The organism is Bradyrhizobium sp. HKCCYLS3070, assembly GCF_051167575.1.
GTDB lineage: Bacteria > Pseudomonadota > Alphaproteobacteria > Rhizobiales > Xanthobacteraceae > Bradyrhizobium.
The window spans coordinates 288,865-314,307 of sequence record NZ_JBNPTI010000001.1; the positions used below are offsets into that span (position 1 = coordinate 288,865).

Here is a 25,443-nt window from a genome sequence, read left to right on the forward strand (position 1 = left end):
GGGTTCAGGCCACCGTAACATCGCGAAATATCCGGACATATCAGCGGTTTGGCGCTGGCATGGGGATTGCGACGGCGGTGGGAAGATGTTCTGCCGCCGCGTGGGCGGCCTTGCGGGAGTTTCGCCATGTGGTTTGCACTGGGGGCCGCCTCGTCGGTCCTGGACAGCCTGCAGTCGCTCGGCTCGACCAAGTCGGGCTCCGGCAAGTCGGGCGGCGGTCCGTTCAGCCTCGACACCAAGGGGGCGAGCGGCTCCGGCAATTTCAGCCCGTGGTCGAGCGCGGGCGGCAGCAGCAGCTCGGGGCAGATCGCGCCGGAGACCATGAGCGCGCTGCTCGCAGCGCAGAGCCAGTCGGGCGCGTCGTCGAGCGCAAGCTCATCGACCAATCCGCTACAGGACCTGTTCTCGCAGATCGACGGCGATGGCGATGGTCAGATCAGCAAATCGGAGTTCGAGAGCGCGCTCGGCGCCGGCGGCACCAACGTCGCCAATGCCGACAAGGTGTTCGGCAAGCTGGATACGAACGGCGACGGCAATGTCAGCCTCGACGAGCTGTCCTCGGCGCTGCAGGGCGCCAAGGGGCGACGTGGCCACCATCATCACCAGGAGGCGGGCGGGAGCGGCGGCTCGGGCACCTCATCCAGCGCGGGCGCAGATGCGCTGATGCAGGCGCTGTCGGGCGCCTCGAGTTCCTCGTCCACCAACAGCGACGGCTCGACCACGACCACCATCACCTATGCCGACGGCTCCAAGGTGACGCTGACGACGCCGGCAGCCACAACCGCGTCCAACGCTGCGACCTCGTCCTACAACATGATCGAGAAGCTGATCCAGCGGCAGTCCAACATGCTGTCGGCCTCCACGTCTTCAACGACCGCGGTCAGCGCGTAAGCTCAACTGCCGAAGCGGCCTTGCCAGGACGGCAGCGCGCCGGCGAACGGCAGCGGGCTCGCGTGATAGACGCCGCGGGCGATCGCGCGCGCCAGGACGTTGGCCGCGACCATGCCGAGCTCACTCAGCTCGACCAGCGGCTCGATCGGCCTGGTGCAGGTCGCGGCCGCGAACACGATGTCGCCGTCGAGCGGCAGATGCACCGGATAGATCGCGCGCGCCATGCCGGTCTGCGCCATCATCGCGAGCCGCTTGGCCTGCGCCTTAGTCAGGATGGCATCGGTCACGACGAGGCTGATCGTCGTGTTCTCGGAGGCCGATGCTGCCGGGCCGCCCTTGATGCGCATCGCCAGCATGTCCGGCGTGAAGGCGGCCGGCAGGCCGCGGCCGCCGAACTCGCCGTCGATCTCGTACGGTGCCGCCCAGAACCAGGGACCGTCGCCGACAGTGACGCTGCCGACCGCATTCACCACAACAATGGCCGCAACCTTGATGCCGCCTGTCGTCGTCGCCGACGCCGAGCCGAGCCCGCCCTGCAGGTTGGCCGTGGTGGCGCCGAGCCCGGCACCGACGCTGCCGAGCGCGAAGGTCGTGCTGGCCGCCGCCGCCGCCGCGTAGCCGAGCTCGCGATACGGCGCGTAGCGGCCCCAGGCCTTGTTGCCGCCGTTCAAGAGGTCGAACACGATCGCGCCGGGGACGATCGGGATCAGCGCGTCGCGCACGGCAAAGCCGCGCCCCTGTTCCGCCAGCCAGGCCTGAATGCCGCTCGCGGCCTCGAGCCCGAACGCCGAGCCTCCCGACAGGGCAATGCCGTCGACCCGTTCCACCGTATTCGCAGGATCGAGCAGCGCATCCTCGCGCACCCCGGGTCCGCCGCCACGGATGTCGATCGCGGCGACCGCCGGCTGATCGAACAGGATCGCGGTCACGCCGGAAGCGAGCGCGGCGTCATGGGCATGGCCTACGCGTACGCCGGGGATGTCGGTGAGGAGGTTCTGCACGATCGTCCCTCGCTGCAGATGATGATGCCGGATGGATAGCGCGGCCGGCGCGAGGCCTCAATGCAGGAGGGCACGCGCCTCGGCGCTGGTATGAGCGCCCCGCTTGCGTCCAGCGGGCGCGAAGGGGCAGGCGACATCCGGGTCTCACGTGCCGCGCCGGTGGGCCCGGATGTCGCTTACGCCGATCCGGGCGCGTGCTTCAGCGCTCCAGCGCGATACGGATCATGCGGGCCAGCTCTGGCTTCCGGTAAGGCTTGGGCAGCAGCAGCACGCCGGCGTCGAGGCGGCCGTGGTGCACGATCGCGTTCTCGGTATAGCCCGAGGTGAACAGCGTCCGCAGCGCCGGCCGCCGCACCCGCGCGGCGTCGGCGAGCTGGCGGCCGTTCATGGCGCCGGGCATGATGACGTCGGTGAACAGCAGGTCGATCTCCGGATGGCGATCGAGCACGTCGAGCGCCTCGGCGGCATTGGCTGCAGCCAGGGTGGTGTAGCCGAGGCTGCCGACCTGGGCGATCACGTGCTGGCGTACCAGCGGATCGTCCTCCACGATCAGGATCGTCTCATTGCCGCCGCGCGCGTCTGGCGCCTGCAAGCCCGCGCTGGCCGCCGGAGCGGACGCCGAGCGCGGCAGATACAGCTTGATCGAGGTGCCGTGGCCGACCTCGCTGTAGATCTTGATGTGGCCGCCGGACTGCTTGACGAAACCGAACACCATGCTGAGGCCGAGCCCCGTGCCCTTGCCGGAGCCCTTGGTCGAGAAGAACGGATCGAACACCTTCTCGAGATAGGCCGGCGGAATGCCACAGCCGGTGTCGCTCACGGCGATCATCACGTAGTCACCGACGATGACCTCGCTATGGACGTCGGCATAGTCCCGGTCGAGCGTGACGTTCGCTGTCTCCAGCGTGAGCTTGCCGCCCTGCGGCATCGCATCACGCGCATTGAGCGCGAGATTGATGACCGCGGTGGCGAGCTGGTTCGGATCGGCGAGCGCGGTGCAGGGATCGGCGTCAAGGATACGCTCGATCTCGATCTGCGCGCCGAGCGTCGGCTGCAGCAAGGCTGCGGTCTCGTTCAACAGGGCGTTGACGTCGAGATCCGTCGGCTGCAGCGGCTGCTTGCGGGCGAAGGCCAGCAACTGCCGCGTGAGCTGCGCGCCGCGGTCGGCGGAGTCGTCGATCAGCTTGGCGACGGAGGCGAGCTCCGGCCGGTCGGACACGGCGTCGGCAAGAATGCCGATGCTGCCGGTGATGACGGTGAGGATGTTGTTGAAGTCGTGGGCGACGCCGCCGGTGAGCTGACCGACCGCCTCCATCTTCTGCGCCTGGCGGAACTGCGCCTCGGCCGCGCGCTTCTCGGTGAGGTCGCGGCCGACGAAGAAGTGGCGCTGCACCGGCTCCGACCAGCTCGCCATCCAGTTCAGGACGACGCCGCGGCCTTCCTTGTGCATGAGCTGCGCCTCGAAATTACGGACGTCGCGGCCGCGGCGGCAGGCGCGCATCTGGCTACGGACCGCCTCGAGCTCGGGCGGATAGACGAAGTCGCTGGCATTGCGGCCGACCATCTCCTCCGGCCGGTAGCCGAGCACGTCCAGCGCGCTCGGGCTGACCTGCATCAATTGTCCGTAGGAGTTGGCAACCAGGATCAGGTCCTGCGAGGTCTCGAAGATGCGGCGGCGCTCCTCGGTCTCACGGGTCAGGGCGGTTCGGGTGCGCTTGCTCTCGGTGATGTCGTGCGCCACCTTCGAGGCGCCGATGATCACACCATGCGCGTCGAGGATCGGCGACACGCCGAGCGATACTTCGATCTCGCGGCCGTCCTTGTGGCGGCGGATCGTCTCGTGATGCTCGATCTTCTCGCCGCCGCCGATCCGGCTCAGGATGCGATCGACTTCGCTGCGCCGTTCGGCGGGCACGATCAGGCCGATGTCGTTGCCAAGCGCCTCGTCTGCGCCGTATCCGAACAGGTGTTCGGCGGCGCGATTCCAGGACGTGATCTTGCCCTGCAGCGTCAGCGTGATGATGGCGTCGTTGGAGGATTCCACCACAGCGCTGAACAGCCGCTCCCGCGCGATGAAACGGGCCCGCTCGCTTTCGCTCTGCCGGCGCTGCTGCTGCAGCAGCCGCGTGAGCCTCGTCTGCAGCCTGACATTGTCGGCGAGCAGGACGCCGAGGACGAAGCTCGCTGCCAGCAAGCCATAGATGCGGCCCGCATAGTAGCCGAGGTCGAACCGGGCGGCGTTGAGCAGCGAGGAGAGCGAGAGATCGAACAGCCAAGCGCACAGCACCACCATGACCCAGAGGTCGAGAATGCTGTGCGGCCTGCGCAACGCCAGGACGAGCAGGGCAGCCGATGTTACGCACCAGATGGCGCCGACCACGATCTTCAAAGCCGGAGTGGCAGCGTCATCGCGGACGAGCGCAGGCAGTGCCGTATCATGGGCGATCACCGCCCAGGTGAGTGCCGCAAGTGCAATCGCGACGCCGAGCACGGCGACCGAGAGAGACAGCGCAACCGACCCAACGGGCGCCGGACGGAGACGGTCGTGCAGCGCATAGACCAGAACGAACAAGGGGAACGCGCCGTGCCAGATCATGTAGATCCAGGCTGCGGTCTGCGGCCCTGCATCGAGCAGGCCGGTTTGAGAATACAGGCCTGGGAACACCAGCGTGTGCAGCAGCGAGGCCGGCGCGGTAAACAGGTAACCGGAGGCCAACCACAGCAACGGTCGCGAGCGAAGCAGCACGAACTGGGAGAACAGCAGGAACGCGGTGATGAGATCGTTCAGCGCCAGCGCCGACTGGTAGCTCGCGACGAACGCAGGCACCGGCGGCAACTGCACCTTGGCAAAGGGAGCGGCGGCGGCAAACAGCAAGGTCGAGATCGCAACCGCGGCGAGTGCTGCGATTTGGTCTCGGCGCGTCGCGGTGGACGTCGACAGGAGGACTTCGCGATGATCCTTGATGCTCTGCATCTCCAAGGGTCCTGCGCAACAGAGCCGACGTGCAAGAGGGGAGGTTCTACAGCTGGTGCGCGAAGAAAATCACTGTTCTAATGAAGGTTGTATGGTACCAGATCGGATCGTTCTGTAGAATGAGTCGATAGTTGGAGTAACCGCACCTTTACCGCAAATGGGATAAATATACTCATAGTTGTGTCCGAATTCTTTCTACGTTGTAGGCTGTCCAACGGAAAAATTCTGGAGAAGTTGATGCCACGGATTCTGGTGGTCGACGATCAGAAGGATGTGCGCGCCATGATCTGTATGGTGCTGCGCGTCAATCAGTTCGACGTGGTCGAAGCGGGAACCGCTGCGTCCGGACTGCAGTTGTTCCGCGACCAGGCATTCGATGCCGTCATCGTCGACATCTATCTCGATGATTCCAACGGGCTCGATCTGGTCAGCAGTATGCGCGCGCTGGTTCCCGACGTTCCGGTGGTCGCCGTCTCCGGCATGACTGCCTTCGATGGCGCGTCGATGTCGGACGAGCTGACCCGTGTCGTTTACCTGCAGAAACCGTTCCGCCCGGCCGAGCTGATGCGTGCCGTTGAAACGGCCCGTGCAGCAGTGGCGGCGAAGGGGGCCCCATCGCTTTCGGCCTGTGCCGGCTGAGCCGGTCTGTTCCTCTGTACGACGTGGTTCCCCACGGTCGGCGGGCCTCAACGACGAACCAAGCGCTCAGCAGAACGCCCCGGTCCAGGACCGGGGCGTTTGTATTTTGCTGATGATGATCGAGACGGTCAGGAGTTCTATCAGGAGCCCTTGCCGCCGAGCTCGGCGTAGCCGCCCTTGGCGTCCCACTTGTAGACGACGTAGTCGATCTGCTTGATGTCGCCCTTGGCGTCGAAGCCGAGCTTGCCCAGCACCGTGTCCCACTCGCCGGCCTTGATGGTGTCCATCACCTTCTTGGCGTCGGTGGTGTTGGCCTTCTTGACGGCCTGCGACCAGACCTGGATCGCGGCGTAGGTGTAGAGCGTATAGCCCTCGGGATCGATGTTCTTGGCCTTGAACTTGTCCACGATCGCCTTCGCGCTCGGCTTGTTGCGCGGCTCGGGGCCGAAGGTGAACAGCGTGCCTTCCGCGGCCGGACCGGTGATCGAAGCGAACTCCTTGTCGTTCATCGCGTCGCCCGCCATCAGGATGGTCTTGAGGCCCTGGTCGCGCATCTGGCGCAGGATGAGGCCGGCTTCCTGATGATAGCCGCCGACATAGACGAGATCGATGTTGTCACGCTTCAAGCGGGAGACGATGGCGTTGAAGTCCTTGTCGCCCTTGTTGTAGGACTCGAACATCTTCTCGGTGACGCCGGCCTTGTTCAGCGCCTTCTTGGTCTCGTCGGCGAGACCCTTGCCGTAGGTGGTCTTGTCGTTGAGGATCGCGATGTTCTTGCCCTTGAAGTTCTTCGCGATGTAGTTGGCGGCAACGAGACCCTGCTGGTCGTCACGGCCGCAGACGCGCGCCACGTTCCACAGCTTGCGCTCGGTGAACAGCGGGTTGGTCGAGGCCGGCGTGATCTGCAGCACGTTGCTGTCGGCATAGGCCTCGGAGGCCGGGATCGACGACGACGAGCAGAAATGGCCGGCGACGAACGGAATGCCGGAGCCGGCGAGCTTTTCGGCAACCGAACGCGCCTGCTTCGGATCGCAGGCATCGTCACCGACCTGCAGTGCGAGCTTCTTGCCGAGCACGCCACCGGCGGCATTGAGGTCGGCGACCGCCATCTCGGCGCCGTTCTGCATCTGGCGGCCGAAGGCCGATTCACTGCCGGTCATCGGGCCGGCCACGGCGATGTTGATGTCTTCGGCGAAGGCAGCAGTCGAGAGCGCCAGCGATGCGCCCAGAGCCAAGCCGATGAGTTTGAGTGGTTTCATGAGAAATCCTCGCGGGGGTAGGTCGACACGGAACGGCCCGAACGGCGGGCCGCAGACCGCGCGCATTGTGGCTGATTTTCCGGCGAAGTCACCGGCAATTTTTGACCACACCTACGAAGGACTAAGGCCATTCTGGCCGCGTTTTGAGGGCCCGCCTCAGTGGCGGCCGCCCTCCAGATAGGCAGCGCGGATCTCCGGTCGCTGCAGCAGCTCGGTGCCGGTGCCCGACAGCGTAATCAGGCCGTTGACCAGCACATAGCCGCGATGGGCGAGCTTCAGCGCGTGATTGGCGTTCTGCTCGACGATCAGCACGGTCAGACCGTCCTGGCGGTTGAGTGTCCGAATGGCGTCGAAAATCTGGCGGGCGATCAGCGGCGCCAAGCCGAGCGAGGGCTCATCCAGAAGCAGCAGGCGCGGCCGGCTCATCAGCGCGCGTCCGATCGCCAGCATCTGCTGCTCGCCACCGGATAGCGTGCCGCCGCGCTGGTCGACGCGCTCCTTCAGGCGCGGAAACAGGGCGAAGACGCGCTCCAGCGTGCTTGCCCGCTCCGCGTCGGTCGTCTCGCCGGCGTCGGCGCCCATCTGCAGGTTTTCCGCCACGCTCATGCGCGGAAAGATGCGGCGTCCCTCCGGCGACTGCGCGATGCGCAGCCGCGCGATCTGATGCGTCGGCACCTGTGTGATGTCGTTGCCGTCGTAGACGATGTTGCCGGAGCTTGCGCGCGGGCGGCCGAAGATCGACATCATCAGCGTCGACTTGCCGGCGCCGTTGGCGCCGATCAGCGCGACGATCTCGCCCGGCTTGATGTCGAGATCGACGCCCTTCAGCGCTTCGATCTTGCCGTAGGACGCGCGCAGATTGCGGATCGCGAGCAGGGACGCACTCACGCCTCGGCCTCCATCACGGCTGCGGCCTCTTCCTCGTCGGTGCCGAGATAGGCGGCGATGACCTTCGGATCGTCGCGGATCTCGCGCGGCGTGCCCTCGGCGATCTTGACGCCGTAGTCCATCACGACGACGCGGTCGGAGATTTCCATCACGACGCTCATGTCGTGCTCGATCAGCAGGATCGACGTGGCGTGATCGGCCCGGATCGACAGCAGCAACTCGCTGAGGGCCGCACTCTCGCGCGCGTTGAGGCCGGCGGCCGGTTCGTCGAGGCAGAGCAGGGCCGGCGAGGTGCACATCGCGCGCGCGATCTCCAGCCGACGCTGGTCGCCATAGGCGAGATTGCCGGCCGCGTCGTCGGCGCGGTCGATCAGCCCGACGCGCTTCAGCCAGAACACGGCCGCATCGATCGCGTTCCGCTCGGCCGCGCGCCACGAGGGCACGCCGAGCAGCCCGAGCACCGTCATGCCGGACGCGCGCATCAGCGCGTTGTGCTGCGCGACCATCAGGTTCTCGAGCGCCGTCATGCCCGGAAACAGCCGGATGTTCTGGAACGTCCGCGCCACCTTGGCCTGCTTGGAGATGTTGAAGTCCTTCAGCTTCTGCATCTCGAACTGCGCGCCGTCATCATGGGTCAGGCGGATGACGCCGGAGGTCGGCTTGTAGAAGCCGGTGATGCAGTTGAACACGGTGGTCTTGCCGGCGCCGTTGGGGCCGATCAGGGCCGTGATCTGCGTGCGTTGCGCGGTGAACGACAGCGCATTGACGGCGACGATGCCGCCGAAGCGCATGGTGAGGTTTTCGAGTGCGAGAATGGGAGCGGAGCTCATCCGTGGCCTTCCTTGACGAGGTCCGAAGAGATGCTCTTGGATTTTTCCAGGAATACGGTCGGCGCGCGATGGCCGACAATGCCGCGCGGCCGCCAGATCATCACCAGCACCATGGCGAGACCGAACACCAGCATGCGGTAGCCCTCGAGGCTTCTGAACAGCTCGAAGCCGCCGATCATGGCGAGCGCCGCCAGCGCGACGCCGAGCTGCGACCCCATGCCGCCGAGCACGACGATGGCGAGCACCAGCGCCGATTCCTGGAAGGTGAAGGATTCCGGGCTGATGAAGCCCTGGCGCGTGGCGAAGAAGGCGCCGGCGAAACCGCCGAACATCGCGCCGGTCGCAAATGCGGTCAGCTTGGTGGTGGTGATGTTGATGCCGAGCGCGCGGCAGGCGACCTCGTCCTCGCGCAGCGCTTCCCAGGCCCGGCCGATCGGCAGCCGGCGCAGCCGGATGGTGACCCAGTTGGTCAGGAGTGCCAGCGCCAAGATCAGATAGAACAGAAAAACGATGCGATGCGTCGGCGAGAACGGGATGCCGAGCATCGATGCAAGGCCGCCTTCGCCCGGTGCGAGCGGAATGCCGAACAACGTCGGTCGCGGAATCCCGGAGACGCCGTTGGGACCGCCGGTCACGTCCTGCCAGTTGATGAGGACGAGGCGGATGATCTCGCCAAAGGCCAGGGTGACGATGGCGAGGTAGTCACCGCGCAGCCGCAGCACCGGAAAGCCGAGCAGCACGCCCCAGAATGCGGCGAGAATGCCGGCGAGCGGCAGGCAGACCCAGAACGACAGGCCGAAGGTGGTCGAGAGCAGGCCGTAGGAATAGGCGCCGACGGCGTAGAACGCGACGTAGCCGAGGTCGAGCAGGCCGGCGAGACCGACCACGACGTTGAGGCCCCAACCCAGCATGACGTAGGTCAGGACCAAAATGCCGAGGTCGAGAATGTAACGCTGATTGTAGAAGATCACCGGCACCAGCAAGGTGAAGATCAGCAGCGCCGGCGCGAGATAGCGGCCGGCTACCGACATGCCGCTCCGCACGGACGGCGGCACGAAGCTGCCGAGGCCGCCGCGCGGTCCGAGCCACAGCCGCAGCAGCTCGACCGCGATCGAGCCGACGAACACCGCCACAACCAGGCTGGCGAGGTCGCCGAAGCGGGTCCAGTATACGAGCTGGCCGCTCTGACCCGCTTCGGTGCGGACGCCGACCATCAGGGAGAACAGACCGAGAGCGACCAGTGCGCTGAGAAAGGCCTTCTTGAGGATGAAGGCGGCTCCGACCGGTTCGGAGCCTTTCGACGAGGCGGGAAGGGACGCGCTCACGCGGACTCCATCTTCAGACTTTTTCGACTTCGGGCCGGCCGAGCAGGCCGGTTGGCAGGAAGATCAGCACCACGATCAGGATCGAGAATGCTGCGACGTCCTTGTACTCCACCGAAAAATAGGCCGACCAGAACGTCTCGATCAGTCCGATCGCGAGGCCTCCGAGCATCGCGCCCGGCAGCGAGCCAATGCCGCCGAGCACCGCCGCCGTGAACGCCTTGATGCCGGCGACGAAGCCCATGAAGAAATCGACCAGGCCGTAATACAGCAGGTACATCATGCCGGCGACGGCCGCGAGCGCCGCGCCGATCACGAAGGTCATCGAGATGGTGCGGTCGACGTCGACGCCCAGCAGTGCCGCCATGGTCTGATCCTGCTCGCAGGCGCGCATGTCGCGGCCGAGCCGCGTGCGGGATACCAGCCAGGTGAACAGCGCGAGCAGAACGATGGTGGTGATGACCACCACGATCTGGATGTTGGAGAGCTGGACGACGAAGCCGCCCGCGCCCTCGTGCAGCGTGTAGCCGCCGGTGATGATCGGCGGCACCGGCTTGACGCGCGCGCCCTGCGACACCTGCGAATAGTTGGTGAGGACGAACGACATGCCGATGGCGGACAGCATCGGCGCCAGGCGGAACGAGTGCCGCAGCGGGCGATAGGCGATACGTTCGATGGTCCACCCATAGAGCGCCGTGATGGCCATCGACACCAGCAGCACGATCAGCAGGATCACCGGAACCGCGGTCAGGCCCAGCGACACCAGGACCAGGAAGCAGATCAGCGCGATGAAGCCGCCGATCATGAAGATGTCGCCATGGGCGAAATTGATCATGCCGACGATGCCGTAGACCATGGTGTAGCCGATGGCGATCAGGCCGTAGATCGAGCCAAGAACGAGGCCGTTGATGAGCTGTTGCGCGAAATAATCCATGAACTGCCGTGAGTGAGACTGCCGATACCGGTTCGCAACGCGGCGGGGGCCTTGTAGAGCGGGTGCCGGTATGCCTGGAGACGCACCCGCGCCCAAGGCGACGCGTGCGGCAGTACTAACAGTTCGGAACCGGGTGCCGCAACAGCGTGCAGTGCCACAATTGCGGGCTTATCCCGCCTCCTTTGATGGCGCGGTTCCCCTGCCTTCCTCGGGGCCGGCCGTCGCCATCAAATGACCGCTTGGGAACCCAGCACGTAGCGCCGAAAAGGAGGGTTCTCGCACCGGTTGCTGGCGCCGCTATATGCCGCTACCGCTGTCTTCCGTCGAACCAGGCACTTTTGCCATCAGCTTCGACTGGAGCCTGACCAAGGCGTCGCGCAGCCGCGTCGCCTCATCGTACCGGGTTTCCCGAGCCACCATGCCAGAAAACGGATCTTTCACCATGGTCTCGGCGGCCTGGGCAAGACGGCGCATCGGCGTCACCACCCATTTCGCGGCGAAATTGAGCAGCACCAGGATCGAGAACACGCCACCGGCAACGTTGAACCAAAACGAGCGCACAAGCTGGCGGGTCGGCACCATCGCGGCAACGGCGTCCTGCCGGATCAGAAGGGACCAGCCGAAGCTCGGCAGATCGGCGTACTTCACGGTGGGGAACGTGAGGGTGAAATAATCCTTGCCGTCGGGCCATCGCTCGATGAGCGCGACCGAGGCCCCGCGGCTTGCGGCCTGCGCCGAGCCGATCGTCAGTTGCTTGCCGACGAGATCCGGCGGGCCGAACAGCACGATGCTCTCGCGCGACAGCAACACCAGATCGATGTCGCGCGACGCCAGCGCCGCGACGGATTCGATCACCCATTTCCAATCGATCTGGGCCCCGATGACGCCGGCGGGGGCGCCGTCGTGCACGAGCGGAGCCGACATGGCGATCAAGCGGTCCGGTCCCGAAGCGGCCTGCAACATCCGGCCCAGGGCCTCTGATTCGCGATCATCGACCGCCGTCGGCACCCCGAGTCCATGCCGGAACCAGCGCAGGTCGGCGACGCTTTGTCCTTCCAGCATCCGGTCCTTGCTCGCGATGACCTTGCCGCCGGGGTCGGCGATGCCGAGCCAGGCATAGCGCGGCTGGAACTGGCTCACGAACTGGATCTGCCGGCGCGCCTCGGCGACGTCGGCGGGGTCGATGATCGCGGCGAGCCGCGACACGTCGCTCCACGTGCCGTACAGCTGTCGCGCCAGCAGGTTTGCGCTGAGCTCACCGCGCGTCCTCAGCTGCTCGATCGCGAGCTCCTCGCCGCGCCGCTGCAGCGACGCCGAATAGAGGATGGCAACGGCCAGCGCCGTCACGACGATCAGTGTCGTGCCGCCGAGGAAAACCGCTGTCTGTAAGCTCCACCGTCGCCTCGTCATCGTCCACTCCTCAATCGGCCACGGCTCGCGCGATTTCTTTCAGCATGCGGCCGAGATCGCCGCTGTCGGCGCCGGGCACTCCGCTCGCGGTGTGCAGCCGCTCGATGATCTGGGCGCGCTGCTGCGGCGTCACCGCAAATATGAGCCGGTAGCCGTCGTTCGTCGGAGCCGCGACCTTGGTTGGGATATCGCCGATCAGGGGCAGGGTGAGCGTGCCGATGGCGCCGGTCGCAAGGCCGACCGGACCGCTGACGCGTGCGCCGCCGGGGCCGAGATTGACGATCCAGCCGCGTTGCGGCTCGCCGTCGACCGTCAGGGTTATCGGCTCGACGATCTGGCGTTGCGGCCGGTTGTAGCGTGGACGGTCGATGCACACGGCGATCGCCACCGACAGCACCAGAATGTTGTAGATCGTCCAGAACATCACGACGATGACGCCGTCTCCCGCGGTCCCCGTGGTATTGAAGACGAAATCGGACGTCAGCGACACGATCAGGCCACCGATCGTCAGCGCCATCAGGATCAGGAAGGGCCGCATCAGCGGCCATTGGACAATGATCTTGGCGCGATCGCCGCCCTTGGCGGTCACCGAGAATTTGTGCGGACCGGGGGAGAGCAGGCCGAGAGCGGCGGCGCGGAGCACGGGCCAGGCGGCGACGATCTGCGAGACATCGTTGACGATCGGAATGAACAGTCCCTTGGACAGCCAGTTCAGCGTGTACATGATCGAGAGATAATAGGGGCCGTAATACCGGATGATGTCGGCGATCGAGGCGTTCACCACCGTCACCCCGCCCCACCAGTAGAGCAGTGGACAGATCAGCGCGGCGAGGCGGAACGGATAGGTCGACGTCCAGTAGAGCAGCGAGTCGAGCACGCTGAGCCGGTGGAAGAAATCGAGACCATGGGAGCCGAATGGATTGTAGACGTTGCGCACGATCTGCATGAGGCCGAGGCACCAGCGACCGCGCTGCGTGACGTATTCCGCAAGGCCTTCCGGCGCCAATCCCTCCGACAACGCCTCGTTCAGGTACACGGTCTGGTAGCCGTGCGCGGACAGGCGCAGCGTGAGCAGGAAATCCTCGGTGACGCTCTCGGTCGGCACGCCGCCGATCATCTCCACGGCGGAGACGCGGAATATCGAGGAGGTGCCGCAGCACATTGCGATGCCCCAGGCGTCGCGCGCCGGCTCGACGTTGTCGAAGAAGTGGCGCTGCTCGTCGGGATAGGACGCGCCGATGCCGAGATTGTGCTGGATCGGGTCCGGGTTGAAAAAGTGCTGGGGCGTCTGTACGAGGCCGACAGCCGGATCGTGGAACAACGCGAGCGTCCGCTCGACGAAGTCGAGATGAGGCACGAAGTCGGCGTCGAGAACGGCGACGAAATCCGGCCGGTCCGCATCAGCCGCGCGCAGCCGCAAGGCATTGTTGATGTTGCCGGCCTTGGCGTGCGACTTGTCGGTACGGGCGACATAGCCGATGCCGTGCTCGGTGCAGTAATCCCGGAGCCAGGCCCTGCTGCCGTCGTCAAGGACGAAGACGCGCAATGCCGCATAGGTGATCGCCTTGGCGCCGACGATGGTTCGCTCCAGGACCTCGAGCTGCTCGTTGTAGGTGGTGATGAAGATGTCGACCCGAGGCGGCGGCCTCGGAAGCCACCAGCCGGCATGGCGATCAGCCTCCGTCGTCCGCTCCTTGGTCCTGGTCAGGATCAGGAAGGCGAAGGACGACGAAACGACGGTGAGCGCTTCGAGAATGGCGAAGCCCCAGCTGAGGATCCCATCCGGCGTGAGGCCGGGCGGAGCAAGGGTCTCGGTGAAGCGCCAGGCGACATAGCGCCAGGCCAGCAGGATCGAGCCGCTGAGGAGCAGGGTCCGCCAGTACCATATTTTCGGGTCCAGGAGGGGCAACGCCAGGACGCGCAGCCCTACGATGATCGCAACAACTGCGAACGCGGACAGGAATGGTGACAACGTCGGCATCAGTAGCCGTACCGGGCGATGAAGCCGCGCAATGCCGCGATCGGTCCGCTGGTGAAGATCACCCGGCCGGTGCGCCCGATGGCGCAGGACAGATCCGGCTGCTTGGCGAGATCTGGCACCGCAACGGTGACGTCGAAGCGCTGCAAGTGCTGCGGCGTCGGGCCGACGGCGAGATTGGCGTAGAGTTGCGAGGCGCCCGAGCCGCCGAGACGTGTCACCGTCCCATCGAATATCCGGTCGTCTCCGAACAGACGGAACTGCACCGGGGCGCCGATCGACAGGCGGGCGTAGAGACTTTCGGGAACGCTCGCGGTCACCACGAGACTGTTGCAGTCCACCAGCTTGACGAGATCCTGACCGCGACGGGCATATTCGCCATCGTCGACGAGGAAATCCCAGGCCATGCCCAGGACGCGGGCCCTCAGCGTCGCCGAGGTCAGCCGGTTGATCCGGACGCGTTCGGCGTTGATCTGCTGCTCGTATTGGACCAGGCGGGATTGGATCTGCTGCTCGTCCACGGCAAGTTCGGCGAGGCGCAGGTCGAGCTCGTGAATGCGCTGCATCGAGAACGGCACGTCGTTGTAGGAGTCGCCGATGAAGACCCCCGATTGCGCGGAGCCGAGCTCGGTCTCGACATAGTTGCTGCGCTGTTTCGCGCTTTCCAAATCCTGCTTGGCGATATCGAGCGAGGCGCTGGCCTGGTCGAGGCCGGCGACCGTCTGGACCCCGCGTTCCTTCAGCTCGTTGGCCCGCGTGAAGGTGAGATCCGCGAGCTTCAGCCGGGCGGCCGCGGCATCCTCCGCCGCCTTGGCCTCGGCGATGCGTGCCGCGATCTGGCGGACGCGGCCGGTCTTGTAGTTGGCCGACTGGGCCGCGAAGGCGGCCCGCGCCTGCTCGAGCGCCGAACGCTGCGCCGGAACCCGCTTGAGCGCGATCTTCTGCTCGTCACGGTCGCGCTCGAGATTGAGCAGGCGCGTGGTGTCGAACCGGTCGTCGACGATCTCGGCCATGAGTTCCCCGGCGTTGACCCTGGCGCCGATATTGCTCACCCCCAGCGTCACGCGGCCTTCGATCGGCGCGCGCACGACGTAAAGCCGGGCATTGACGGTCGCGTCGCCTGAAGTTCCGGCGAAATGCTCGCCGACCAGGATGTAGAGGCCGCCGGCCAGCAGGAGGATGCCGATGAAGATCCGAGCTACTCTCATGCGGTACTCCCGCTCGGCAGCTGCCTGCCGCATCACGATCCCGCTGTGCGAAACGCAGCGGCGTTCGCCTCTAAGGTAGTATATCTGTTCTAGACTACTTTGACGCTAGTCAAGAACACCGATGGCGTGGCGCACAGAGTTGCGAGGCGCATGGACGTGAATCAGCGGCCGCCGACGGACGCAATGTCGGATGCGATGCAGATGTTCGAGGAGGCGTCGATGGCCGGAAAGGCCGCTATCACGCGGGAATTCGGGGCCTGATCGGCGAGGTCATCGGCACGGTCTCTTGGACGGTGACCGTTAGTGGATCGCGCCCGTCGCCCCCCTGTTAAGGTAAACGAATGGTTTAAATTGCCGGGCGCGTTTGCCGGGCGTTAGCTCGTCTGGAAATCGGCCGGACGGGCAGTTGATGGGATGCAAAGGTGGGCGTGACATGATCAAGGATTGCGTGATCAGGAATTGGCGGCTCAGCTGCGTCAACGGTGTGCTGCTGGCGCTCTATTTCGTGCCCGCCTGGACCATCATCGCGTTTCAGATCATGGTGTCGCCGATCCAGGGGTTGTTCGCGCGGCCGAATATCGCGGTGGCCTTGTTCATCAGCGACCACCTGCAGCTGTCGGGCATCGAGACGGTTCGCGCCGCCTGGCTGCTTGCGCTGGCGCGACTGACGGTCGCAGGCTTCTTCGCGATGTTCCTGGTGCTGATCCTGGTTCCGCGGGTGCGAAAGGTGGCCGGCTATGTCGAGGCGCTGTCGATCGGGCTCGGCTTCGGCAGCATGCTCGCCTTCTTCAGCATGATCATGGCTGCCAAAGTCGGGGAGCCCCAGGCGTTGCGTCTGCATGCCACGGAACTCCTGATGCTGCTCGGCACGGCCATCGTCATGCTGGTGGAGAAGCCGACGACGCAAGCCTCGCCGTCTTCCGCATCCGCTTCGCCGAAGATGGAGCCCACGGCGACGCCGTCGCCGCAGCAGGCATGACGCCCCGATCCATCGCGGTGCATCAGTGCTGGGTCAGAAAGCCCAGCACGGCATCGTTGAACTGGCCCGCCGCTTCGACATTCGAGATGTGCGCGGCATCGACGATGGTCATGCTGGCGCCGGGGATGCGGCTGCGGATTGCTTCCGCCATCGCGATCGGCGTCGATTTGTCGTAGCGGCCGGCCACGACGAGGGTCGGGCTCTTGATGGCCGGCAGATCCTCACGCAGGTCCAGGGCACGCAGCGCCGCGCAGCAGGCAAGATAGCCGCCGACAGGGGTGGCCACGAGCATTGCCTTCATCCGGTCGGCGACATCAGGATTGTGATCACGAAACTCCTGCGTCAGCCAGCCAGCGATGACCGTGTCGGCGATTCCAGCGAGTCCGCTGTCCTCGACCGCCTTGATGCGGGCGTCCCAGATTGCCGGATCGGGGTAGTAGCAGGTGGTGTTGGCGAGCACGAGCTTGCCGATGCGTTCAGGAGCATGGGCGGCGAGCCACTGCCCGACCATGCCGCCCATCGACACGCCGCACCAGTGCACCTTCTCGATGTTGAGGTCATCGAGAATCGCCAGCGCATCGCGGCCGAATCGCTCGATCGAGTAGGGCCCGGGCGGCACTTGCGATTTGCCATGACCGCGCCGGTCATAGCGGATCACGCGGAACACCTGCGTGAAGGTGCGCATCTGCGGCTCCCACATCTGCAGGGTCGAGCCGAGCGAGTTCGAGAGCATCAGGGTCGGCCCGCCGTCGCGGCCCTCGACGGTGACATTCAACAGACAGCCGTCGGCATCGATCATCGGCATGGGCGGAATCCTTGTCGCAGGCGGCCGCGCCGCCGGAGGAATCGTGCAGATTTGATGGCGAACTAACCACCGCCGCCGCCGTCTGCCAATCAAAACCCGACGGCGGCGAGGTCCGGAATGCTGCGGTGCCCGGCTTTTCTGCAACGCTTCCGGGCGCTGCTCGCCCTTCCTTTTGGGCGTTCGGTGCTTTACTTGAATGCCTCTAACCGCGCCAATCGGGGGGAGATGCACATGGCTATGACGATGACGGGCGAAGTCCAGCTGGCCGCTCCGCGAGAGCAGGTCTGGGACAAGCTGAATGATCCGGAGGTGCTCAAGGCCTGCATTCCCGGCTGCGAGGAGCTGGAGAGGACCGAGGATGGCGGCCTCCGCGCCGTTGCCAAGATGAAGGTCGGACCGGTCTCTGCGCGCTTCAAAGGCAAGGTGACCTTGAGCGATCTCGATCCGCCGAACGGCTACAAGATTTCAGGCGAAGGCGAGGGCGGTGTCGCCGGATTCGCCAAGGGTGGCGCGGTCGTCGCGCTGGCGGATAAGGACGGCGGCACGCTGCTGACCTACAATGTCGAAGCGCAGATCGGCGGCAAGCTGGCGCAGCTTGGCCAGCGGTTGATCAACGGCACCGCAAAGAAGCTCGCCGACGAATTCTTCGCCAACTTCGCCAAAGCCGTTCAAGGCTGACCGCAACCGACCCATGCGCGGCCGGGGGCGAGGTTGCCCGCCGCCGGGAGCGCCCATATGATGGTTTTCGACTGATTTTGCTGGGCTGCGCTGCAGTGCAACGCTGTCGCGCGGATAATAGAGAGTCCTGAATGGCCAAGATTTCCATGATTGTGAACGGTAATCCCGTCACGGCGAACGTCGACCCGCGGACGCTGCTGGTGCAGTTCCTGCGCGAGAATCTGCGCCTCACCGGCACCCATGTCGGCTGCGACACGTCGCAATGCGGCGCCTGCGTCGTCCATCTCGATGGCAAGGCAGTGAAGTCCTGCACGACCTTGGCCGTGATGGCCGACGGTCATGAGGTCAGGACGATCGAGGGACTCGCTGCCGACGGCGCGCCGCTGCATCCGATGCAGGAGGCGTTTCGCGAGCATCATGGCCTGCAATGCGGTTTCTGCACGCCGGGCATGATCATGACCGCGGTCGACCTCGTCCACCGTAAGGGACATGAGCTCAGCGACGAGACCATTCGCGAGGAGCTCGAGGGCAATCTCTGCCGCTGCACGGGCTATCAGAACATCGTGCAATCGATCGCCGCCGGCGCCAAGGCGATGGCCAAATCGGACCTCGCCTAAACGTCTGACCTTGCCTTAGTCGGCCCGCTGCGCACAGGACATTCCCCCATGTACGAATTCAAATATCATCGGCCGGCGACCGTGCGCCAGGCCGCAAATCTCCTCACCAAGAACGAAGACGCCAAGCTGGTCGCTGGCGGCCACACGCTGGTGCCGGTCATGAAGCAGCGGCTCGCGAGCCCGCCGCATCTGGTCGATCTCTCCCATGTCGAGGGGCTCGATACGATCGAGGTGAAGGGCCGAAACCTCGTGATCGGCGCGATGGCGCGTCATGCCGACGTCGCCAACTCCGCAACCGTCGGCGAGGCGATTCCGGCGCTCGCCCATCTGGCGAGCCTGATCGGCGATCCCGCGGTGCGCCATCGCGGCACCATCGGCGGCTCGATCGCCAACAACGATCCGACCGCGGACTATCCAGCCGCGTGCCTTGCGCTCGGCGCCACCATCGTCACCAACAAGCGCAAGCTGAAGGCCGAGGAGTTCTTCCTCGGGCTGTTCACGACCGCGCTGGAGCCGGACGAGATCATCACCAAGGTGAGCTTCCCGCTGGCCAAGAAGGCGGCCTACGTCAAGTTCCGCAACCAGGCCTCCCGCTACGCGCTGGTCGGCGTGTTCGTCGCCCGCCGTCCGTCCGACGTGCGCGTTGCGGTGACCGGGGCCGGCGGCAATGGCGTGTTCCGCGTCACCGCCTTCGAGGAGGCGCTGCAGAAGCGCTTCTCGCCGAAGGTGCTGGAGGGCATTCCGGTCTCGGCTGAAGGCCTCAACAGCGATATTCACGGCAGCGCCGAATATCGTGCCCATCTGATCGGCGTGCTGGCGCGCCGTGCGGTCGATGCGGCCAATGCCGGCGCCAAGGCCTCAACCGCGTCGGAGGGAGCCGCCGAACCCGAGGCTCCGGCTTCGTGACGGACGCGTGAAGAAGGAAGCGGTCTCGCCCATGAGTGCTCCGGCCCTGCCAGCATCGGTCGACGCGATGCTCGAATTGTTGTCCTCGCGCGGCTATCTGGCCGAGCGATCGCTGGCGACGGTGACCTATCTGTCGCTGCGCATGGGCCGGCCGCTGTTCCTCGAAGGCGAGGCCGGCGTCGGCAAGACCGAGATCGCCAAGGTCCTGTCGGCGGCGCTCGGCCGCAAGCTGATCCGGCTGCAGTGCTACGAGGGTCTCGACGTCGCCTCCGCCGTCTACGAATGGAATTCAGCGGCGCAGATGATCGCGATCCGGCTGGCGGAAGCGGGCGGCGAGGTCGACCGCGATCAATTGACGTCGGACATCTTCGCCGACCGCTACCTGATCAAGCGCCCGCTGCTGCAGGCGCTGGAGCCGGATGTCGCCGGCGCGCCGGTTCTGCTCATTGACGAGCTCGACCGCGCGGACGAGGCGTTCGAGGCCTATCTGCTCGAGATCCTCTCCGACTTCCAGGTCACGATCCCGGAGTTCGGTACCGTCAAGGCGCCGCATCCGCCGATCGTCATCATCACCTCGAACCGGACCCGCGAGATCCATGACGCGCTGAAGCGGCGCTGCCTGTATCACTGGGTCGATTATCCCTCCGCCGAGCGCGAGCTTGCCATCGTCAAAACCCGGCTGCCCGGCATCTCGCAGCGGCTGTCGCAGCAGATCGTGCGCTTCGTCCAGGCGCTGCGCGACCAGGACTTCTACAAGTCGCCGGGGGTCGCCGAGACGCTCGACTGGGCCACGGCGCTGACGGAGCTCGATGCGCGCTCGCTGAACGCCGAGGTCGTCGGCGACACGCTGGGCGCGCTGTTGAAATATCAGGACGACATCGCCCGCATGCAGGGCGATGCGTTGCAGAAGGCGATCAAGGACGCGACCAACGAGACGTAGTTCACGCCGGTGCCCACAATAAAGGTCGTCATTCCGGGATGCGTGCGCAGCACGCAGGCCCGGAATCCATAACCGCGATCGTCAGTATGGATTCCGGGCTCGCCCTCCGGGCGCCCCGGAATGACGAGCTCAATTTGAGGCGTGTGCGAAGCGGACGAGGGATCAGAACGTGCCCACAAGCATCAATCACCTCGCGCCGCCGACCGGCGGCATTGCCGACAACATCGCGGGCTTTGCGCGGGCGCTGCGTGCCGCCGGCCTGCCGGTCGGTCCCGGTGCCGTGATCGACGCGATGACCGCGCTCGAGGTCATCGACATCGGCAAGCGTGCGGACGTCTTCACCACGCTTGAATCGATCTTCGTCAAGCGCCACGAGCATGCGCTGATCTTCTCTCAGGCCTTCGACCTGTTCTTCCGCCCCGCCGAGGAGTGGAAGTCGATGCTCGATTCGGTGCCGCTGCCGGATCACGCCAAAAAGAAGCCGCCGCCGGCCTCGCGCCGGGTCCAGGAGGCGATGTCGCAGCCGCAGACCCATGAGGAGCCGAAGGCGCAGGAGCAGGACCTGCGGCTCGCGGTGTCCGACCGCGAGGTGCTGCAGAAGAAGGATTTTGCGCAGATGAGCGCGGCGGAGATCGCCGAGGTCGCGCGCGCCATCGCCAAGATGCGGCTGCCGCAGGCCGAGCTGAAAACGCGCCGCCACACCGCGGACCCGCGCGGCCGTCGAATCGACATGCGCAAGACGCTGCGTCAGGCGCTGCGCACCGAGGGCGAGATCATCAACTTTCATCGCTTGGGGAGAATCGAGAAGCCGGCGCCGATCGTGGCCTTGCTCGACATCTCCGGCTCGATGAGCGAGTACACCCGCCTGTTCCTGCATTTCCTCCACGCCATCACCGATGCGCGCAAGCGGGTCTCGGTGTTCCTGTTTGGCACCCGGTTGACCAACGTGACGCGGGCGCTGCGCCAGCGCGATCCCGACGAGGCGCTGGCGAGCTGCTCGGCCAATGTCGAGGACTGGGCCGGCGGGACCCGGATCGCCACCTCGCTGCAGACCTTCAACAAGCAGTGGGCGCGCCGCGTGCTCGGGCAGGGCGCGATCGTGCTGTTGATCTCCGACGGGCTGGAGCGCGAGGCCGACAGCAAGCTTGCCTTCGAGATGGACCGGCTGCACCGCTCCTGCCGGCGGCTGATCTGGCTCAATCCGCTGCTGCGCTATGCCGGCTTCGAGGCGAAGGCGCAGGGCATCAAAACCATGCTGCCCCACGTTGACGAATTCCGCCCGGTACATAACTTGACTTCGATCGAGACGCTGATCTCGGCGCTGTCGTCGCCGCTGCCGCCGCACGAGCGCAGCGCGATCCGGCCCGCCGCCTGAGAGGGAGATGACCATGCTCAACCGCGACGAAGACATCCTCAGGGCCGCCGAGGACTGGCACAAATCCGGTCACGGCGTGGCCCTCGCCACGGTGGTCGAGACCTGGGGCTCGGCCCCGCGCCCGGTCGGCTCCAACCTCGTGATCAACGATGAGGGCACCTTCCTGGGCTCGGTGTCCGGCGGCTGTGTCGAGGGCGCCGTCGTCACCGAGGCGCTGGACGTCATCTCCAGCGGCCAGCCCAAGATGCTGGAGTTCGGCGTCGCCGACGAGACGGCCTGGAATGTCGGGCTGTCCTGCGGCGGCACCATCCGCGTGTTCGTCGAGAAGGTGGGTTGATCCATGCAGCTTGCAACGCTGGCCGAACTGAACGCCGAGCGTGCCGCGCGTCGCCCGGCGATTCTCGTCACCGACGTCGGCTCCGGGGCGCAGCGCCTGGTCAGGGCCGCCGCCATCGCCAACGATCCGCTGCGCAACGAGCTGTCGACCCATCTGCGTATGGGCAAGAGCGGCATGGTCGAGGTGGACGGCAAGCGGCTGTTCCTGAACGTCTACGCGCCGACCGCCAAGCTCGTGATCGTCGGCGCCGTCCATATCAGCCAGGCGTTGGCGCCGATCGCCAAGTCGCTGGGCTATGACGTCACCGTCGTCGATCCGCGCACGGCTTTCGCCAGCCCCGAGCGCTTCCCTGACGTGCCGCTGATCGCCGAATGGCCCGACGTGGCGCTACCCCCGCTCAACGTCGATCACTACACCGCCTTTGTCGCGCTGACGCATGATCCGAAGATCGACGATCCGGCGCTGCTGCACGCCTTCTCGCGCGACTGCTTCTATATCGGCGCGCTCGGCTCGCGGAAGACGCACGCCAAGCGCGGTGATCGGCTGCGCGCGCAGGGCGCCAGCGATGCCGACATTGCTCGCATCCATGCGCCGATCGGGCTCGCCATCGGCGCGGTGTCGCCGTCGGAGATCGCGGTCTCGATCATGGCCGAGATCACCGCCACGTTGCGGCTGCCGGCCAAGGAGAAAGAGCAGGCGGCATGAAGTTCGGTCCTGCCAGTCCAGCCGAGGCGATCGGCGGGGTGACGGTGCACACCCTGCGCAAAGGATCATTGGTGCTGAAGAAGGGTACGCTGATCGGTCCCGCGGAGGTCGAGGCGCTGGTCCGGGAAGGCGTCAAGGAGATCGTCGTCGTCCGGCTCGAGGCCGGCGACGTCTCCGAGGACGAGGCGGCCGCCGACGTCGCCAAGGTCGTCGCCGGCGCGGGCATTCACGTCGATCGCGCCTTCACCGGGCGCGCCAATCTGTTCGCGGCGCAGGCCGGCGTGCTGATGATCGACCGCGCCGCGGTCGAGCGCATCAACGGCGTCGACGAGGCCATCACCTTTGCGACCCTGCCGGCGTTCAAGCCGGTGGTCGAAGGCGAGATGGTTGGCACCGTCAAGCTGATCCCGTTCGGCGTCGAAGGCCGCCTGCGCGATGCCGCCGTCGCGGCGGCGGGCAGGGGCGCGCTCAGCATCGCCTCCTATGTGATCAAGCGCGTCGGCGTGGTCTCGACGCTTCTTCCGGGGCTCGCACCCAAGGTCATCGACAAGACGCTGCGCGTCACCGCAGAGCGGCTCGCACCGGCCGGCGCCACCATCATCGCCGAGCGCCGCGTGCCGCATGAGCAGGCCGCGCTGGCTGCTGCGATCAGGGAGTTGTTGGCGCTGGGCGCCGAGCTCGTCATCGTGTTCGGCGCGTCCGCCATCGCCGACCGCCGCGACGTCATTCCAGCCGCAATCACCGGCATCGGCGGTGCCATCGAGCATTTCGGCATGCCGGTCGATCCCGGCAATCTGCTCTTGATCGGCAATGCCGGCGGTGTGCCGGTGCTCGGCGCGCCCGGCTGCGCCCGTTCGCCGGCGGAGAACGGTTTTGACTGGGTGCTGATGCGGCTGCTCGCCGGCATCAAGGTCAGCCGCGCCGAGCTCACGGCCATGGGCGTGGGTGGCCTCCTCATGGAGATCGTGACGCGGCCGCAGCCGCGCGCCAAGCCGGAGGTCGAGGGCGAACGCAAGGTCGCCGCCGTCGTGCTCGCCGCCGGACGCTCGACCCGCATGGGGGGACCGAACAAGCTGCTGGCTGAGCTCGACGGCAAGAAGCTGGTGCGCATCGTGACCGAGCAGGCGCTGGCCTCCAAGGCCGGTGAGGTCATCGTCGTCACCGGTCATCAGGCAGAGCTGGTCGAACAGGCGCTGTCCGACCTCAACGTCCGCTTCGTCCGCAACCCGGATTTCGCCGGCGGCCTCGCCAGCTCGGTGAAATCGGGCATTGCCGCGGTGCCTGAGGGCGTCGATGGCGCGGTGGTGTGCCTGGGTGACATGCCGATGGTGTCCTCGGATCTGCTCGACCGCCTGATCGGCGCGTTCGCGCCCGATCGCGGCAATTTGATCGTGGTGCCTGTGTCCGAGGGACGCCGCGGCAACCCCGTGCTGTGGTCGCGCCGCTTCTTCGCCGAGCTGATGACGCTGGACGGCGATGTCGGCGCGCGGCACCTGATCGCCAAGCACACCGAGGCTGTCGCCGAGGTGCCGGTCGACGGTGACAGTGCATTTCTCGACATCGACACGCCGCAGGCGCTGGAAGCCGCGCGGCGCGGTTGAAGCCCGTAGCCCGCATGAGCGTAAGCGACATGCGGGACGCCGTGCGTGAGAGCACGCATGTCGACTACGCTCGTGCGGGCTACGACTTCCCTCCGACTCAACCTCTCATTCACCAAGTTTCAACGACCCCCGGCTAGATTTGCCGACATTGGGCCTCGGGGGAGGAGAGAGTGATCATTTCGACCGCCGCGCGACGTTTCGCGCTGTTTGCATTTGGATTGACCGTGATCGTTGGTGCCGCGCGCATCGCAGACACCAGCGCTATCAGCCCGGCGCATGCGGCCGGCGCGTTCGCCATTGGCCAGTGCGCCGCCTATGGCCAGGCGTTCGACTATCCGGCGGAGCATCTCGCCAAGGCCGCGGCGCTCAAGCAGTGCAAGGGGGACTGCACCGCGGTGACGATGAAGAAGGCCTGCGCGGCGTTCGCGGTCGATCTCACCAATCCCTGCGGCGCCCACGGCTATGCTGTTCGGCCGACGATCTCGACCTCGCTCAACGAAGCGACCCGGGAATGCTACAAATATGGCGGCAAGGAATGCGTCATCCGCGCCTGGGTATGCGACGCCAAGGATTGATTCAAGTCTGATGATCTCAGCGGCTCCGCTGCCGGGGTTCCGCTTCCGCTTTCATTTCGATGCTTCACCCTGAGAACGGCTCGGCTATTCTCGGGGTTCGATGACATCGAACCCTGGAAGTGGCATGCAATTCGACACCAAGATCGCGCTGATCATCCGCAACGATCTCGAGGCCTGGCAGAAGCTCAACGTCGCGGCGTTTCTTTCCAGCGGCATCGCCGCGGCATTTCCCGAATGCATCGGCGCACCTTATGAGGACGGCTCGGCAACCCTGTATCACGCGTTGATCGGGCAACCGATCCTGATCTACGGCGCGCCGGATCGTGCCGCGCTGGCGCGTGCTCTGGATCGGGCGCTGTCGCGCAGCGTGAAGCCGGCGCTCTACACCGAGGACATGTTCAAGACCGCGCATGACGAGGCCAACCGTGATGCCGTGAAGGCGGTGGCGCGCACCGATCTCAATCTGGTGGGATTGGCGTTTCGTGCGGAGCGCAAGGTGGTCGACAAGGTGGTCGACGGACTCAAATTTCACGCCTGACAGCCATGGGCACATTGCGCTGTCATCAAACTGTTACTTCATGCAGCGGCGCG

General features: G+C 65.8%; 24 protein-coding genes. 13 read left to right on the forward strand and 11 right to left on the reverse strand.

The genetic code is table 11. The features are described from left to right. Window positions 1-126: 126 nt before the first annotated feature. Entirely contained in the window at window positions 127-891 is a 765-nt protein-coding gene (locus ACQR03_RS01290) for an EF-hand domain-containing protein (protein WP_315749355.1), read from the forward strand. Window positions 892-893: 2 nt separating this feature from the next. On the opposite strand, the gene ACQR03_RS01295 is transcribed toward ACQR03_RS01290, so the two are convergent. Beyond that, window positions 894-1,892, reverse strand: a complete 999-nt coding sequence (locus ACQR03_RS01295) for a P1 family peptidase (RefSeq protein WP_316164448.1) — start codon at window positions 1,890-1,892, stop codon at window positions 894-896. A gap of 199 nt (window positions 1,893-2,091) precedes the next feature. Then, window positions 2,092-4,866: a PAS domain S-box protein gene (locus tag ACQR03_RS01300; RefSeq protein ID WP_434841530.1), complete on the reverse strand. Its 2,775-nt coding sequence runs from the start codon at window positions 4,864-4,866 to the stop codon at window positions 2,092-2,094. Between the two features lie 237 nt (window positions 4,867-5,103). On the opposite strand from ACQR03_RS01300, the gene ACQR03_RS01305 reads away from it, so the two are divergent. After that, a complete protein-coding gene (locus ACQR03_RS01305; protein ID WP_315750016.1) occupies window positions 5,104-5,505 on the forward strand; it encodes a response regulator in 402 nt (133 codons plus the stop codon). 140 nt (window positions 5,506-5,645) lie between these two features. On the opposite strand, the gene ACQR03_RS01310 is transcribed toward ACQR03_RS01305, so the two are convergent. From ACQR03_RS01310 to ACQR03_RS01345, 8 genes are all read right to left on the reverse strand, one after another. Then, on the reverse strand, window positions 5,646-6,764 hold the full coding sequence (locus tag ACQR03_RS01310; RefSeq protein ID WP_315714776.1) for a branched-chain amino acid ABC transporter substrate-binding protein: 1,119 nt from the start codon (window positions 6,762-6,764) through the stop codon (window positions 5,646-5,648). Window positions 6,765-6,920: 156 nt separating this feature from the next. Further along, complete coding sequence (locus ACQR03_RS01315) at window positions 6,921-7,652, reverse strand: ABC transporter ATP-binding protein (protein WP_315749359.1); 732 nt, start codon at window positions 7,650-7,652, stop codon at window positions 6,921-6,923. Beyond that, a complete protein-coding gene (locus ACQR03_RS01320; RefSeq protein WP_315714774.1) occupies window positions 7,649-8,482 on the reverse strand; it encodes an ABC transporter ATP-binding protein in 834 nt (277 codons plus the stop codon). Before ACQR03_RS01320 ends, ACQR03_RS01315 begins: the two co-directional genes overlap by 4 nt. Further along, window positions 8,479-9,807 carry a high-affinity branched-chain amino acid ABC transporter permease LivM gene (gene livM / locus ACQR03_RS01325; RefSeq protein WP_315749360.1) on the reverse strand — a complete coding sequence of 443 codons (1,329 nt, stop codon included), beginning with the start codon at window positions 9,805-9,807 and terminating at the stop codon, window positions 8,479-8,481. The genes ACQR03_RS01320 and livM overlap by 4 nt, the downstream gene beginning before the upstream one ends. 13 nt (window positions 9,808-9,820) lie before the next feature. After that, entirely contained in the window at window positions 9,821-10,738 is a 918-nt protein-coding gene (locus ACQR03_RS01330) for an ABC transporter permease subunit (protein ID WP_315714772.1), read from the reverse strand. 297 nt (window positions 10,739-11,035) lie between these two features. After that, a complete protein-coding gene (locus ACQR03_RS01335) occupies window positions 11,036-12,148 on the reverse strand; it encodes a hypothetical protein (protein WP_434841529.1) in 1,113 nt (370 codons plus the stop codon). Window positions 12,149-12,158: 10 nt separating this feature from the next. Further along, window positions 12,159-14,129 (reverse strand): glycosyltransferase, encoded by a 1,971-nt coding sequence (locus ACQR03_RS01340; RefSeq protein ID WP_434841528.1) that lies wholly within the window; start codon window positions 14,127-14,129, stop codon window positions 12,159-12,161. Next, complete coding sequence (locus ACQR03_RS01345; protein ID WP_434841527.1) at window positions 14,129-15,334, reverse strand: HlyD family secretion protein; 1,206 nt, start codon at window positions 15,332-15,334, stop codon at window positions 14,129-14,131. The genes ACQR03_RS01340 and ACQR03_RS01345 overlap by 1 nt, the downstream gene beginning before the upstream one ends. A 433-nt stretch (window positions 15,335-15,767) precedes the next feature. On the opposite strand from ACQR03_RS01345, the gene ACQR03_RS01350 reads away from it, so the two are divergent. Next, window positions 15,768-16,313, forward strand: a complete 546-nt coding sequence (locus ACQR03_RS01350; protein WP_315714767.1) for a hypothetical protein — start codon at window positions 15,768-15,770, stop codon at window positions 16,311-16,313. Window positions 16,314-16,335: 22 nt separating this feature from the next. Here the strand turns inward: ACQR03_RS01350 and pcaD are convergent, their stop codons facing one another. After that, window positions 16,336-17,118, reverse strand: a complete 783-nt coding sequence (pcaD, locus tag ACQR03_RS01355) for a 3-oxoadipate enol-lactonase (protein WP_315826274.1) — start codon at window positions 17,116-17,118, stop codon at window positions 16,336-16,338. 231 nt (window positions 17,119-17,349) lie between these two features. Between pcaD and ACQR03_RS01360 the strand changes: the two genes are divergently transcribed. The 10 genes from ACQR03_RS01360 to ACQR03_RS01405 all read left to right on the forward strand — a co-directional run bounded on the left by ACQR03_RS01360 (window position 17,350) and on the right by ACQR03_RS01405 (window position 25,390). Continuing rightward, complete coding sequence (locus tag ACQR03_RS01360; protein ID WP_315714765.1) at window positions 17,350-17,796, forward strand: SRPBCC family protein; 447 nt, start codon at window positions 17,350-17,352, stop codon at window positions 17,794-17,796. A 131-nt stretch (window positions 17,797-17,927) separates the two neighbouring features. After that, on the forward strand, window positions 17,928-18,413 hold the full coding sequence (locus ACQR03_RS01365; protein WP_172180444.1) for a (2Fe-2S)-binding protein: 486 nt from the start codon (window positions 17,928-17,930) through the stop codon (window positions 18,411-18,413). A gap of 48 nt (window positions 18,414-18,461) precedes the next feature. Further along, the gene (locus tag ACQR03_RS01370) at window positions 18,462-19,319 is read left to right on the forward strand and encodes an FAD binding domain-containing protein (RefSeq protein ID WP_315714764.1); all 858 of its coding nucleotides are present in this window, start codon (window positions 18,462-18,464) and stop codon (window positions 19,317-19,319) included. Window positions 19,320-19,350: 31 nt separating this feature from the next. After that, complete coding sequence (locus ACQR03_RS01375; RefSeq protein WP_315714763.1) at window positions 19,351-20,259, forward strand: AAA family ATPase; 909 nt, start codon at window positions 19,351-19,353, stop codon at window positions 20,257-20,259. Between the two features lie 169 nt (window positions 20,260-20,428). Next, entirely contained in the window at window positions 20,429-21,634 is a 1,206-nt protein-coding gene (locus tag ACQR03_RS01380; protein WP_434841526.1) for a vWA domain-containing protein, read from the forward strand. Window positions 21,635-21,647: 13 nt separating this feature from the next. Then, a complete protein-coding gene (locus tag ACQR03_RS01385) occupies window positions 21,648-21,971 on the forward strand; it encodes an XdhC family protein (protein WP_315750017.1) in 324 nt (107 codons plus the stop codon). A 3-nt stretch (window positions 21,972-21,974) separates the two neighbouring features. Continuing rightward, window positions 21,975-22,676: an XdhC family protein gene (locus ACQR03_RS01390; RefSeq protein ID WP_316194592.1), complete on the forward strand. Its 702-nt coding sequence runs from the start codon at window positions 21,975-21,977 to the stop codon at window positions 22,674-22,676. Further along, complete coding sequence (locus ACQR03_RS01395) at window positions 22,673-24,277, forward strand: NTP transferase domain-containing protein (RefSeq protein ID WP_434841525.1); 1,605 nt, start codon at window positions 22,673-22,675, stop codon at window positions 24,275-24,277. Before ACQR03_RS01390 ends, ACQR03_RS01395 begins: the two co-directional genes overlap by 4 nt. A 170-nt stretch (window positions 24,278-24,447) precedes the next feature. Beyond that, window positions 24,448-24,852 carry a DUF4189 domain-containing protein gene (locus ACQR03_RS01400; protein ID WP_434841524.1) on the forward strand — a complete coding sequence of 135 codons (405 nt, stop codon included), beginning with the start codon at window positions 24,448-24,450 and terminating at the stop codon, window positions 24,850-24,852. 124 nt (window positions 24,853-24,976) lie between these two features. After that, on the forward strand, window positions 24,977-25,390 hold the full coding sequence (locus ACQR03_RS01405; RefSeq protein WP_434841523.1) for a DUF2000 family protein: 414 nt from the start codon (window positions 24,977-24,979) through the stop codon (window positions 25,388-25,390). Window positions 25,391-25,443: the final 53 nt, after the last annotated feature.